This window comes from Paenibacillus sp. MAH-35 (assembly GCF_058135425.1).
The window spans coordinates 13,782-26,135 of sequence record NZ_JBYUPU010000043.1 but is presented as its reverse complement, the minus strand read 5'-3'; the positions used below and the strand labels follow the sequence as shown (position 1 = coordinate 26,135).

At 53.6% G+C, this 12,354-nt stretch carries 16 protein-coding genes and 1 other annotated feature; all 16 genes read right to left on the bottom strand.

Going from position 1 to position 12,354, the window contains the following annotated elements; translation table 11 throughout:
* Positions 1-267: 267 nt before the first annotated feature.
* Entirely contained in the window at positions 268-864 is a 597-nt protein-coding gene (locus AC3Y2E_RS28865; RefSeq protein ID WP_379216684.1) for a class I SAM-dependent methyltransferase, read from the bottom strand.
* Positions 865-943: 79 nt separating this feature from the next.
* Positions 944-1,309 (bottom strand): 50S ribosomal protein L7/L12, encoded by a 366-nt coding sequence (gene rplL / locus AC3Y2E_RS28860; protein WP_190931877.1) that lies wholly within the window; start codon positions 1,307-1,309, stop codon positions 944-946.
* Positions 1,310-1,358: 49 nt separating this feature from the next.
* Positions 1,359-1,868, bottom strand: coding sequence for a 50S ribosomal protein L10 (gene rplJ / locus AC3Y2E_RS28855; protein ID WP_190931876.1), 510 nt, complete (start codon positions 1,866-1,868; stop codon positions 1,359-1,361).
* Positions 1,869-1,953: 85 nt separating this feature from the next.
* Positions 1,954-2,111: a sequence feature (ribosomal protein L10 leader region), on the bottom strand.
* Positions 2,112-2,175: 64 nt separating this feature from the next.
* On the bottom strand, positions 2,176-2,868 hold the full coding sequence (gene rplA / locus AC3Y2E_RS28850) for a 50S ribosomal protein L1 (protein ID WP_379216681.1): 693 nt from the start codon (positions 2,866-2,868) through the stop codon (positions 2,176-2,178).
* A gap of 74 nt (positions 2,869-2,942) precedes the next feature.
* The gene (gene rplK / locus AC3Y2E_RS28845) at positions 2,943-3,368 is read right to left on the bottom strand and encodes a 50S ribosomal protein L11 (protein ID WP_190931874.1); all 426 of its coding nucleotides are present in this window, start codon (positions 3,366-3,368) and stop codon (positions 2,943-2,945) included.
* 139 nt (positions 3,369-3,507) lie between these two features.
* Entirely contained in the window at positions 3,508-4,041 is a 534-nt protein-coding gene (nusG, locus tag AC3Y2E_RS28840) for a transcription termination/antitermination protein NusG (protein WP_190931873.1), read from the bottom strand.
* Positions 4,042-4,060: 19 nt separating this feature from the next.
* A complete protein-coding gene (gene secE, locus AC3Y2E_RS28835) occupies positions 4,061-4,270 on the bottom strand; it encodes a preprotein translocase subunit SecE (RefSeq protein WP_190931872.1) in 210 nt (69 codons plus the stop codon).
* 274 nt (positions 4,271-4,544) lie between these two features.
* The gene (gene sigH, locus AC3Y2E_RS28830) at positions 4,545-5,189 is read right to left on the bottom strand and encodes an RNA polymerase sporulation sigma factor SigH (protein WP_190931871.1); all 645 of its coding nucleotides are present in this window, start codon (positions 5,187-5,189) and stop codon (positions 4,545-4,547) included.
* Between the two features lie 123 nt (positions 5,190-5,312).
* On the bottom strand, positions 5,313-5,825 hold the full coding sequence (locus tag AC3Y2E_RS28825) for an NYN domain-containing protein (protein WP_379216677.1): 513 nt from the start codon (positions 5,823-5,825) through the stop codon (positions 5,313-5,315).
* Positions 5,826-5,846: 21 nt separating this feature from the next.
* Complete coding sequence (rlmB, locus tag AC3Y2E_RS28820; RefSeq protein ID WP_379216675.1) at positions 5,847-6,593, bottom strand: 23S rRNA (guanosine(2251)-2'-O)-methyltransferase RlmB; 747 nt, start codon at positions 6,591-6,593, stop codon at positions 5,847-5,849.
* Between the two features lie 2 nt (positions 6,594-6,595).
* Positions 6,596-7,006: a Mini-ribonuclease 3 gene (locus AC3Y2E_RS28815; protein WP_379216673.1), complete on the bottom strand. Its 411-nt coding sequence runs from the start codon at positions 7,004-7,006 to the stop codon at positions 6,596-6,598.
* Between the two features lie 13 nt (positions 7,007-7,019).
* A complete protein-coding gene (gene cysS, locus AC3Y2E_RS28810) occupies positions 7,020-8,417 on the bottom strand; it encodes a cysteine--tRNA ligase (RefSeq protein WP_379216671.1) in 1,398 nt (465 codons plus the stop codon).
* A complete protein-coding gene (gene cysE, locus AC3Y2E_RS28805) occupies positions 8,398-9,123 on the bottom strand; it encodes a serine O-acetyltransferase (RefSeq protein ID WP_223837148.1) in 726 nt (241 codons plus the stop codon). The genes cysS and cysE overlap by 20 nt, the downstream gene beginning before the upstream one ends.
* Before the next feature lie 522 nt (positions 9,124-9,645).
* Entirely contained in the window at positions 9,646-11,112 is a 1,467-nt protein-coding gene (gene gltX, locus AC3Y2E_RS28800) for a glutamate--tRNA ligase (RefSeq protein ID WP_379216669.1), read from the bottom strand.
* Between the two features lie 48 nt (positions 11,113-11,160).
* Positions 11,161-11,643 carry a 2-C-methyl-D-erythritol 2,4-cyclodiphosphate synthase gene (gene ispF / locus AC3Y2E_RS28795; RefSeq protein WP_379216667.1) on the bottom strand — a complete coding sequence of 161 codons (483 nt, stop codon included), beginning with the start codon at positions 11,641-11,643 and terminating at the stop codon, positions 11,161-11,163.
* A complete protein-coding gene (gene ispD, locus AC3Y2E_RS28790; RefSeq protein ID WP_379216665.1) occupies positions 11,640-12,347 on the bottom strand; it encodes a 2-C-methyl-D-erythritol 4-phosphate cytidylyltransferase in 708 nt (235 codons plus the stop codon). Before ispD ends, ispF begins: the two co-directional genes overlap by 4 nt.
* Positions 12,348-12,354: the final 7 nt, after the last annotated feature.

Below are 12,354 nucleotides of genomic sequence, written 5' to 3'. Positions count from 1 at the left end.
ACTCACACTTAACGGCATTGCATGAGACCTTTTTTCTGCGGTAACGTGGCAGCCTTTCCCAATGTTCACATTTAAGTAGATTTTCCCCAAAATGTAAACATTATACTTCATTCGCTAATTTTTATTCATGCCTCTGTAAAAAAAAGACTTGACATTTTAGCGAAATAAAGACATAACACCCATCCTAATACTGACATTTTATAATATTACCACAACCAGCAACGCGAGTCAAATACAACTTACTCGGGCGTTCGTCAACCCTTAACCTTATTTCGTCGCGCAGTAAATCCGGTAGCCCTTGTCCTTATCCGCTTCCCGCACATTTTCAAAAAGCGATTCCAGCTTGGCGAGCGCCGACGGAGCACCCTGCTTCTTCTGGATCACGATCCACAATTGTCCTCCTTCGGTCAGATGATGGTAAGCTTCTTCAAAAATACGATGCACCACCTGCTTGCCCGCCCGGATCGGGGGATTGGATAAAATTTTCGTAAACGTCCTGCCCTGAACCGCCTCAAACAAATCGCCCTGAACGATATCCGCATTCCCGATTCCGTTGCGGGCCGCATTTTCTTTGGCCAGTTCCACCGCTCTTTCATTAATATCTACCATTGTAACCCGGCCTTGCTCGGCAAGTGCCGCAGCCGAAAGCCCGATAGGACCGTACCCGCAGCCTACGTCCAGCACTTCATCCGTAAGGGCGATATCCATCGTATCGATCAGAAGCCTGCTGCCAAAGTCAATCCCTTCCTTGGAAAACACCCCGGCGTCGGTTACGAAGACAAATTTGCGCCCTCGAAGCTCGCACTGAATCGTATGTCTGTCGCTGGCCGCAGTAGGTTTTCTCGAATAATAATGGTCCGCCATAAGATCCCTCCGCCACTTCGGTTACGAAAAACAATCCCCCTTGAAGCGGTTAGGCTCCAAAGGGGATCTGTGATCCGAATTACTTCACTTCTACTTTTGCGCCAGCTTCTTCAAGCTTCGCTTTAACCGCATCCGCATCTTCTTTGGATACTTTTTCTTTGATCGGCTTCGGTGCGCCGTCTACTACGTCTTTCGCTTCTTTCAGGCCAAGACCTGTAATTTCGCGAACGACTTTGATAACGTTGATTTTGGAAGCGCCAGCTTCGACGAGGATAACGTCGAATTCGGTTTGCTCTTCAACTTCAGCTGCAGCGCCGCCGCCAGCTACCATTGCTACAGGTGCTGCTGCAGTTACGCCGAATTCTTCTTCGATTGCTTTCACGAGATCGTTCAGTTCAAGAACGGACATGCCTTTGATGGCTTCCAAGATTTGCTCTTTGCTCATGAGTTAACCCTCCAATTAGGAAATATGTTGTTGTACGTTGAAAATCCGATTAAGCTTGTGCTCCGCCTTCTTGCTTTTCCGATACCGCTTTAACCGCAAGCGCGAAGTTGCGGATCGGTGCTTGAAGGACGCTGAGAAGCATGGACAGAAGTCCTTCGCGGGAAGGAAGATCCGCCAGCGCCTTGATTTGAGCTGCGTCTACAACGCGACCTTCAACGACGCCGCCTTTTACTTTCAGCGCATCGTTTTTCTTCGCGAATTCCGACAAAATCTTTGCAGCTACCACTACATCGTCTTTGCTGAACGCAACTGCTGTCGGTCCAGTCAGAGCGCTGTCGAGCTCCGTCAGTCCGGCATCAGAAGTCGCACGGCGTACCAATGTGTTTTTCAATACTTGAAAATCAACACCAGCTTCGCGAAGACGTTTACGGAGTTCCGTCACTTGCGCGACGTTCAATCCCCGGTAATCCGCTACGACTGTGCTTGCGCTCTCGCGCAGCTTTGCCGATACTTCGGTAACCGCTTGTTGTTTCTCTTGAAGTACTTTTGCGTTTGGCATATGTTACACCTCCTGAGAACTTACTTTCAACCTATCGTTGACCGAGAGACTTCGGAGTCCGTCCCCATCAGAGCGATGAAGACGAGCAGCCAATAGAAAAGCCTCCGCGGGTTAGACGGAGGCATAACGTTCCACTGCAACTTTCTCTTAGACAGAAAAAGCACGCTGCATTGTATCGTAACACCTCGGTAGGAAATTAAGCCTCGCGGCACCTACTGTCTACGGTCAACTATATTCGTTTTAAGAACCTTTAACAGATTACCATGTCCGTTTGCAAAATGCAAATGGCGAAGTTCGCCAGCACGGTTTATCTGAAGGTTTGGGCGTTTACGCGTACGCTCGGTCCCATCGTGGACGAAACGGCGATGTTGCGCAAGTATACGCCTTTGGCTGCTGCCGGCTTAGCACGGACAAGAGCTTCCACCAATGCGCGGAAGTTTTCTTGCAGTTGCTCGGCACCAAACGATACTTTGCCGATCGGCGCGTGAATTTGTCCAGCACGGTCGAGACGGTACTCAATTTTACCGGCTTTGATTTCTTTCACGGCGTTAGCTACATCAAACGTTACCGTACCGGCTTTCGGGTTCGGCATCAAGCCTTTGCCCCCAAGCAGACGGCCGAGTTTACCGACTTCGCTCATCATGTCCGGCGTAGCGACGCAGACGTCGAAATCGAACCAGCCTTGCTGGATTTTTGCAATCAAATCTTGATCGCCTACGAAATCCGCTCCGGCCGCTTCGGCTTCTTTCGCCTTGTCGCCTTTTGCGAACACGAGGACGCGCTTTGTTTTACCTGTTCCGTTCGGAAGCACGACTACACCGCGTACGGCTTGGTCTTGCTTTTTCGGGTCAACCCCGAGACGAACGGCTACTTCGACGGTTTCGTCGAACTTAGCAGGAGCTGCTTTTTTAACAAGTTCAATCGCTTCCGCCGGCTCGTAGCTAGCGTCCGGATTGACCAGCTTGGCAACTTCCTGGTACTTCTTACCGCGTTTTGCCATGTTCGTATTCCTCCTTTTGTGGTGTTAGCGGAAAATCCTCCCACTTGTGCGGATGAACTCCGCACCCAAAACCATTAGTCTTGAATAACAACGCCCATGCTGCGGGCTGTTCCTTCAACCATCCGCATTGCAGCTTCAACGGATGCTGCATTGAGATCCTGCATTTTTTGTTCGGCGATTTGACGAACAACGTCACGCTTCACAGTTGCAACTTTCTTTTTGTTCGGTTCGCCGGATCCTTTTTCGATCTTGGCGGCTACGCGAAGCAAAACAGCAGCCGGAGGAGTTTTCGTCTCGAAAGTGAAAGAGCGGTCCTCGAATACTGTGATGACAACCGGAATAATCAAGCCTGCTTGATCAGCGGTACGCGCGTTGAACTCTTTACAGAAAGCCATGATGTTGACCCCTGCTTGACCGAGTGCCGGACCGATTGGCGGAGCCGGATTCGCTTTACCAGCTGGAACTTGCAGCTTAACCAGTTTAATTACCTTTTTAGCCATGCGACACACCTCCTTGCGCATAATGTGGTGCGAGCGGGACCTTGCGGCACCCTCCCACGATTGAAGGCTTACTCTAGCGGAATAAGCCCAGAAACCAGACAGATTCCAGCATGACCGGAAGTCCGATCACGAAAAATCCTTATATCTTCTCCACTTGGGTATATTCCAACTCAAGCGGGGTTTCCCGTCCAAACATGTTGACATGCACTTTGAGCTTGGCCTTGTCGGTCAAAATATCTTCTACCGTGCCGACAAAGTTCGCGAACGGTCCCACCTTGACGCGTACGGTTTCCTTAAGCTCGAAGTCGATCTTCGGCTTCGGCTCTTCGATCCCCATATGCTTCAGGATCGCATCGACTTCCTCAGGCAGCAGCGCCGTCGGTTTCGAACCGGAACCGGTCGATCCGACAAAGCCGGTTACACCCGGCGTATTGCGCACCACATACCAGGAATCGTCCGTCTGAATCATCTCGACGAGCACATAGCCCGGATACACTTTCCGCATGACGGTTTTTTTCTTGCCGTCCTTGTTCACGATTTCTTCTTCCATCGGAACGAGCACACGGAAAATTTTGTCCTGCATGTTCATCGATTCGACGCGTTTTTCCAAGTTGGCTTTAACTTTGTTCTCATACCCGGAATAGGTATGTACGACGTACCATCTTTTCTCCATTATCGTCACCCGGCTCCCATCATTCGAACAGGCGCAGGATTTCGCTCAGTCCGAGGTCAATCAGCCAAAAGTAGATGGTCATGAACGTGCACGTCACAAGCACCACAAGGGTGTAACTGATGAGCTCTTTACGGCTCGGCCATTTGACTTTCTTAAGCTCCGACCAACTGTCGGTAAGAAACGAAAACGTAGAGCCGAAACCTCGCTTCATTCTTTGCACAAACGTCACGATTACCCCTCCAAACCTACGGCTAGCCATTTACCGGTCCATAACAAAAAACCCCCGGAAATAGGGCTACCTGAACTACTTTATCACAGTCTTCCAAGCGTGTCAAGAAAACGCGCTCGTGTGTGCCGCGCCTGTCGGCTTCTTCTACCAGTTTGGCCCAAGTTGCCCCTATGCAAACCTGTCATGAAAGAAGAGGTTTACACCCTGCCAGCGGCAATGAGCTGCAAAACAACAAGGACATCCTTACCTCCGGGACGGAGTGAAGAATGTCCTCCTAGATGTTGCGCACTTCCAAATAACGCTCAAGCTTGCGCTTGACACGCTGTAATGCATTGTCGATCGACTTGACGTGACGGTCCAAATCGACAGCAATTTCCTGATACGACCGGCCGTCCAAGTACAGCATAAGCACTTTGCGTTCCAGATCGCTTAGGATCTCGCCCATCTTGTCTTCCAGACCGCTAAATTCTTCCTGGTTGATAATCAACTCTTCAGGATCGGTGACACGGGTGCCGCATATCACATCGAGAAGGGTTCGGTCCGAATCCTCGTCGTATATAGGCTTGTCCAGCGACACGTAAGAGTTTAAAGGAATATGCTTTTGCCGGGTGGCAGTTTTGATAGCGGTAATAATCTGGCGGGTTATACACAGTTCGGCGAAAGCTTTGAACGTGGCGAGCTTGTCCTCGCGAAAATCGCGGATCGACTTGTACAGGCCGATCATGCCTTCCTGGACGATGTCTTCACGATCGGCTCCGATCAGGAAATAGGAACGGGCTTTAGCACGAACAAAGTTTTTGTACTTGTTGATCAAGTACTCCAGCGCTTCGCTGCTGCCATCGCGGACCGATTCGACGACTTCTTCGTCGGACTTCAAGTCGAAATCGTGCATTCTCAGTTCTTTGAGGTCGATGCTCACCCAATATCCCTCCGGCTGCAAGCTAAACCTGGCGACGTTGCTACAAAAGATAGGACTAGTATACATTATGTAATCTAACATCGTCAACCGAAAGCCCCGCTAGAGTACTAGGCTCCGGGTTCCTTATTTGCCTCTGCGCCACTTCTCGAACAAATCCCGCTGCTCGCCGCTTAATTTACTTTCGAACGTGTTTTTGGCCGGTGCCGCCGACTCCTCGATCTTGACACGGATTTCCTTGCGGATCTCCCGGATCGCCAGACGCAATTCCCTCGCCGGAAGGCGAAGAGCGCCTTGTCCAAACGTCACGTTCTGCTCGACCGAGTCGGATGTCGCGACATAGATCTGCGTTCTTCTTCCTCTCAGATCCGTTACCAGCCGCTCAATCCGTTCGTCGGCCGTTTCTTTCTCGCGCGTGTACAGCACCTCGATTTGATGCTGCCGGTAGATTCCCCCAAGGCCCGGCACCTGGTAGGCGTCAAACACGACATATACTTTGCTTCCCTTGTAAGCCTGATAATCGGCGAGCATGTCGATCAGCCTGTCTCTCGCCTCTTCCAGACTGATGTCCTTCAGCTTCTGCAGCTCCGGCCAAGCTCCGATAATGTTATAGCCGTCTACGATGACAACTTGTTTCATGCTCTCCCGGGGGGCGGACGGTTACGAGATCGCCGCGCCGCGCTGGCGGACGACCTCGTACATCAATACGGATGCGGCCACGGAAGCGTTGAGCGAATTGATCTGCCCGGCCATCGGCAGCTTGACGAGAAAATCGCATTTTTCTTTGATCAGTCTGCCGATCCCTTGATTCTCGTTGCCGATGACGATCGCCAGCGGGATTTTAAAGTCAAAGTCATAGACAAGACGGCTCGCCTCGACGTCTGCGCCCGCGACCCAGATCCCTTCTTTTTTGAGCGACTCGATCGTCTGGGCCATGTTGGTCACGCGTGCGACTGGAACGTATTCCACGGCTCCGGCCGAAGTTTTCGAGACGGTTGCGGTCAGGCCGACCGAACGCCGCTTCGGAATGACGACTCCATGAACGCCCGTGCAATCGGCCGTGCGCAGGATCGAGCCGAGGTTATGCGGGTCTTCGATCTCATCAAGCAGGATCAGGAACGGCACCTCGCCCCGGGATCTGGCCCTCTCCAGCAAATCTTCCACTTCCACATAATCGTGGGCGGCCACTTGGGCGACTACACCCTGATGCTGCACGCCGGGTACGAGCTGATCCAGCTTGCGCTTGTCGGCTTGCGTAACGACGACGCTCTGTTTTTTCGCTTCTGCGATAACCGGCTGCGTATGATGCTTCTGCGCCTGCTCGGCAATCCAGATTTTATGAATCGTCCGGCCGGAGCGCAGCGCCTCCAGCACGGAATGTTTGCCTGCAATAAATTCTTCTTCCATCGTTATCCTCCCGGTTCTTCCAACATGAGCTCGAGCAGCTGCTCCAGCCGATCGAACCGTTTCTTATAATACAAATATCCGATCAGACATTCGAAGGCGGTGCTGTGCCGGTAATCCAGTACGTCCGCATTTTTCGGCATCGTTCCGGACTTGGCGTTTCGGCCGCGCTTCACCATATCCGTTTCTTCTTCAGTCAACAGCGGCAGCCACAATCTCAGCGTTTTCGCCTGCGCCTTGGCCGAGACGAATTTTACCGATTCCCTGTGCAGGTGGTTCGGCTTATGGTTCGGTCTCGATATGACGTATTGCCTGACGTATACTTCAAATACCGCATCTCCGATATACGCCAGAACCAGCGGGTTTAACTGGGACGGGTCCTTGGCGGGATCGAATCGGAACAGATTGACATCCATCAGCGCCGCCCCGTCATTTCCGCCGCCAGCGGAGGCCTTGAGGCGTATCCTCCAGCACAATGCCTTTAGCCGTCAGCAAGTCGCGGATTTCGTCGGAACGCGCCCAGTTTTTGGCTTTGCGGGCTTCCGTCCGTTCTGCGATCAACTGCTCGATTTCGTCATCCAGCAATTCTTCTTTCTCTTCCGCTAGTATGCCCAATACCGAATCCCACTCCTGCAGCACCTGGAGCAGAAGTCCGATCGTCTCTGCGTTCGCATCCGCCTTGGCGAGGTAGGCATTACCTTCCGAGATCAGGTCAAATACAGCTGTGATCGCATCGGCCGTGTTGAAATCGTCGTCCATTTTTTCGTGAAACGTCCGTTTAATCCGTTCCACCGCTTCCGACACCTGCTCATTCACCGCACCTTTTTCCGCGCTTTTGAGCCGATGCTTTAAATTGGCAACTCCGTTCTCGATTCTTGCAAGCCCGTTGGCCGCCTGCTCCAGCCCCTCTTCGCTGAAGTTAAGCGGATTGCGGTAGTGCGTCGACAAAAACAGGAAACGAAGAGCTTGAGGCTTCACCCGTTCCAGCAGCTTCCTGACGTTGATCCCGTTGCCGAGCGACTTGGACATCTTCTCGTTATCGATATGGATGTATCCGTTATGCATCCAATATTTGGCGAGTGGATGCCCGTTCGCGCACTCCGATTGCGCTACCTCGCACTCATGGTGCGGGAACTGCAAGTCCTGGCCTCCGCCGTGAATGTCGAGCGTAACGCCCAAATATTTGCGGGCCATTGCCGAACATTCAATATGCCAGCCCGGACGCCCGTCGCCCCAAGGACTGGACCAGCGGATCTCGCCCGGCTTGGCGCCTTTCCACAGGACGAAGTCCTGGGGGTTTTCTTTGCGCGAGTCGACCTCGACGCGAATCCCGAACTGCAGTTCGCCCAGATTTTGATGGGACAGCTTCCCGTACTCTTCGAACTTCTCGGTACGGAAGTACACGTCTCCTTCGCTCTCGTAAGCGAATCCTCCCGTGACCAGCTCTTCGATAAGCCGTACGATTTCCGGGATATTCTCGGTTACCCGCGGATTCATATCCGCCTTGCGAATCCCGAGCGCTTCGATGTCCTCATGATAAGCGGCAATGAACGTATCTGCAATTTCCGGCACCGGTTGTCCGGTTTGCTCCGATTTGCGGATCAGCTTGTCGTCGACGTCAGTAAAGTTCACTACATAGTTAACCTCATACCCGGTCAATTGCAGATATCTTCGGACTACATCGAAGAAAATAGCCGGCCTGGCGTTGCCGATATGGATATAATCGTATACCGTCGGACCGCACACATACATATTCACTTTGCCTGGGTTAAGCGGTACGAACGTTTCTTTAGCCCGAGTCATGGTGTTATACACTTTTAGACTCATAAGGTTGAACCCCTCCGTTTTGGTTACGCATCTCTGTTTTTAGCTGCTCGACTTCGTGTTTGAGCTCTTGTATCCGCGTCTCCATCTGCTGAAACAGATCGATGAGCGGATCCGGCAGCTTGTCGTGATCGAGCTTGTTCAGGCTGACGCCGTCGCGCTTGACGACGCGCGCTTTCAGTCCGACGACGGTGCTGTTCGGCGGGACTTCGCTTAGGACGATCGCATTCGCTCCGATCTTGGAGTTGTCGCCCACCGTGAACGAACCCAGCACTTTGGCGCCGGAGGAGATGACGACATGATTTCCGATCGTCGGATGGCGCTTCCCGCTTTCCTTGCCCGTTCCCCCGAGTGTAACTCCCTGGAACAGCAGAACGTCGTCGCCGATCTCGCAAGTCTCACCGATCACAACCCCCATGCCGTGGTCGATGAACAGCCGCTGGCCGATCCTGGCGCCGGGATGAATCTCGACGCCGGTCATAAACCGGCTGAATTGGGAAATGATTCGGGCGATCATAAACCATCTGCGGACATAAAACCAATGCGCCACCCGATGTGCCCATATGGCGTGCAAACCCGAGTAGGTCAGCACGACCTCAAATACGCTGCGCGCGGCCGGATCGTTGTCGAAAACGGCCTGAATGTCCGATTTCATGGTGCGGAACATGTCGTCACCTGCTTTTAGTCGCCCCCGTAACGGAAACGGCAGCAGCTGAAGCCGCTTGACCGTATGCGCGGACCCCTGGTTTTATACTTCCGATATTCGCCCATCCAAACAAAAAAGCCCCTGCAGCCTAGGCTGCAGAGACGTCGACACGCGGTTCCACTCTGCTTGGACAGCGCCTCTTGATACACGCACGCACGTTACATGCGGCGCGGACCCGGATGTGTTCGCTATCCCTCTTCATGTCCTTAACGCGGACGGACGGCACCCCCTACCCTGCCGGATGACAGCTCGGATGTGCGGCTCACGGGTGCATTTCCGATGAAGGCGGGAATGGGCAACTTGCAGCCGGCGACCTATCCGCCGATTGCCCTCTCTGTAAAACCCGGGCCGACACGTACTTTCCCGATCAAAGCCATTATGGTGTATGTTGACAATTACCACATACCCGATAATTGCAATCGTCTGTTGACAATAATCAAAGCTCGCTAATTGCAACCGTATGTTGACAATTATCACAGGCTTGATAATTGCAGCGTAACTTGAAATTACACCAAGTATACATGATCAGCTTCTTTCTGACAACCGCTTTTGAAGCCGCTCCACCACACGGCTTTGTCCCAGGAGCGCAAGCGTCTGGTTCAAGTCGCGTCCATGCATTTGTCCCGTCAGGGCAACTCGCACGGGCATGAACAGCTGCTTCCCTTTATACCCGGTTTCCTTCTGAACCGCCTTGAGCAGCCCGCCGATCGTCTCCGGCGTAAATGCCGAAGCCTGCTCGATCTGAGCCAGGAAAGCGCGCAGCACGGCCGGAACGTGTTCTTCGCCGAGCAAAGCGCGGCCTTCGTCATCGTCTTCCGGCGCATCGCGGAAAAAGACTTCGGTCAGCGGCACGATGTCCGACGCGCAGTTCATCTGCTCCTGATAAAGCGCCACCAGCGCCGCCGCCCATTCCCGCTGCCCGTCATCCAGCTCGGCCGGAAGGCGCCCCGCCTTTTGTAGGTGAGGAATCGCCATCTCGGCGATACGGCCGCTATCGGCTTTTTTGATGTACTGGTTGTTCATCCAGTTCAGCTTGTTCGTATCGAAAGCAGCCGGACTTTTGGACAGCCGGTCCGCATCGAATACCGCGATCAGTTCTTCCTTCGAGAATAGTTCATTCTCGCCTTCAGGCGACCAGCCGAGGAGCGCGATAAAGTTAAACATCGCTTCGGGCAGGAAGCCAAGCTGGTCGTACTGCTCGATGAACTGGATGATTGACTCGTCGCGCTTGCTCAGCTTCTTGCGCTGCTCATTCACGATCAGCGTCATGTGCGCGAACTGCGGAGGCTCCCAGCCCAGCGCTTCGTAGATCATCAGCTGGCGCGGCGTATTGGAGATATGATCCTCGCCCCGCAGCACGTGCGAAATCTCCATCAAGTAATCATCGATCACAACAGCGAAATTGTAAGTGGCAATCCCGTCTTTCTTCACAATTACAAAATCGCCGATGCCGTCCGATTCGAACGTAATGTCCCCTTTAACCAAATCGTGGAACGTATACGACTTGCCTTCCTGCACCCGGAACCGGATGCTCGGCACCCGTCCTTCGGCTTCATAAGCTTTGCGCTGCTCATCCGACAAATGGCGGTGCTTGCCGGAATACCGGGGCGTCTCTCCGCGGGCCGTCTGTTCCTCCCGCTCCCGCTCCAGCTCTTCCTCCGTGCAGTAGCACAAGTAAGCGCGTCCTTCGGTTATTAGCTGCTCGGCGTACTTCCGGTACAGATCGAGACGTTCCGTCTGACGATATGGGCCGAACGGGCCGCCGACGTCGATGCTCTCGTCCCAGTCGATGCCCAGCCATTTCAAATAGGTGAGCTGATTTTCCTCTCCGCCTGCTACGTTTCGCTTCACATCGGTATCCTCGATGCGGATAATGAACTTGCCGTTATGATGGCGGGCGAACAAATAGTTAAAAAGTGCGGTCCGGGCGTTGCCGATGTGCAAATGCCCTGTAGGACTCGGCGCGTAACGGACACGAATGGGTCTGGTCATGGATGATCCCCTCTCAATGTGAACTGCCTGCTCTCTAATCCGTAACGGTTAAAGTGCAGCCTTCTGCAAACAAACTACCGATTGTGCCGCAACGCCTTCCCCGCGGCCCGTAAACCCGAGCTTCTCCGTCGTCGTCGCCTTGACGTTAACCTGGGACGGGTCGGCTTCCAGCACACGGGCGATCAGCTCGACCATCTGCGGAATGTATGGCGCCATCTTCGGCTTCTGGGCGATAATCGTGGAATCGATGTTGCCGAGACGATAGCCCATCGACTTCGCGATTTCCCAGACGTGTTCCAGCAGCTTTACACTGTCCGCATCGAGATAAGCCGGGTCGGTATCGGGAAAATGTTTACCGATGTCCCCTTGCCCGAGCGCTCCCAAAATCGCATCGCTAATCGCATGCAGCAGAACGTCGGCGTCCGAATGACCAAGCAGCCCTTTCTCGTAAGGGATATCGATTCCGCCGATGATGCACTTGCGCCCTTCCACCAGTTGATGCACGTCAAAGCCTTGTCCGATCCGTATCATGAACGATCCGTCCTCTCCATTTGTTGTTGCAGCAGTCGTTCCGCCCACATCAAATCGTCGGGCGTCGTAATCTTAATGTTCGTGTAGGCGCCCTCGACAACGTACACCTCGTGACCGAGCCGCTCCAGCAGCATCGCATCGTCGGTGCCCACGAAGCCGTCGCGTTCCGCCTGCACATGGGCTTCCCGCAGCAGATCAAGACGAAAAGCCTGTGGGGTCTGCACCGCCCACAAGCTCTTCCGATCCGGCGTAGATTCGATCCTTCCGGACGATCCGACGACTTTAATCGTATCTTTGACCGGCACCGCCAACACCGCTCCTCCGGCCTCATACCCTTTATGTAAGCATCGCTCGGCTTCGGCTTCGGTCACGAAAGGACGAACCCCGTCATGAACCGCCGCCACGTCAATGCCGGCCGGCAGCTTGTCCAGGCCGATCCGCACCGAATGCTGGCGCTCCGATCCGCCCGCTACGACGGCGCACACCTTCGCAAGTGAATAGTCGCGAACGAACGCTTCGCATCTTGCGATCTCGTCCGCTCCCGTCACCAGCACGATCGATTCGACGAGAGGCATCCGCTGGAACAGTTCCAGCGTATACACGAGAATCGGCTTGCCGCGAAGCTGCAAAAACTGTTTGCTCTCCGAGGTGCCCATCCGGGTCCCTCTTCCCGCCGCCACCACGACGACGCCGCACCTTATCATGATCTCC

Bases quoted from the DNA above. Each gene is read 5' to 3' on its own strand.
- nusG (WP_190931873.1), bottom strand. From the start codon at position 4,041: ATGGAGAAAAGATGGTACGTCGTACATACCTATTCCGGGTATGAGAAC.
- cysS (WP_379216671.1), bottom strand. From the start codon at position 8,417: ATGAGTCTAAAAGTGTATAACACCATGACTCGGGCTAAAGAAACGTTC.
- rplK (WP_190931874.1), bottom strand. From the start codon at position 3,368: ATGGCTAAAAAGGTAATTAAACTGGTTAAGCTGCAAGTTCCAGCTGGT.
- ispD (WP_379216665.1), bottom strand. From the start codon at position 12,347: ATGATAAGGTGCGGCGTCGTCGTGGTGGCGGCGGGAAGAGGGACCCGG.
- AC3Y2E_RS28865 (WP_379216684.1), bottom strand. From the start codon at position 864: ATGGCGGACCATTATTATTCGAGAAAACCTACTGCGGCCAGCGACAGA.
- AC3Y2E_RS28815 (WP_379216673.1), bottom strand. From the start codon at position 7,006: ATGGATGTCAATCTGTTCCGATTCGATCCCGCCAAGGACCCGTCCCAG.
- rplJ (WP_190931876.1), bottom strand. From the start codon at position 1,868: ATGCCAAACGCAAAAGTACTTCAAGAGAAACAACAAGCGGTTACCGAA.
- AC3Y2E_RS28825 (WP_379216677.1), bottom strand. From the start codon at position 5,825: ATGAAACAAGTTGTCATCGTAGACGGCTATAACATTATCGGAGCTTGG.
- rlmB (WP_379216675.1), bottom strand. From the start codon at position 6,593: ATGGAAGAAGAATTTATTGCAGGCAAACATTCCGTGCTGGAGGCGCTG.
- ispF (WP_379216667.1), bottom strand. From the start codon at position 11,643: ATGATACGGATCGGACAAGGCTTTGACGTGCATCAACTGGTGGAAGGG.
- rplA (WP_379216681.1), bottom strand. From the start codon at position 2,868: ATGGCAAAACGCGGTAAGAAGTACCAGGAAGTTGCCAAGCTGGTCAAT.
- rplL (WP_190931877.1), bottom strand. From the start codon at position 1,309: ATGAGCAAAGAGCAAATCTTGGAAGCCATCAAAGGCATGTCCGTTCTT.
- gltX (WP_379216669.1), bottom strand. From the start codon at position 11,112: ATGACCAGACCCATTCGTGTCCGTTACGCGCCGAGTCCTACAGGGCAT.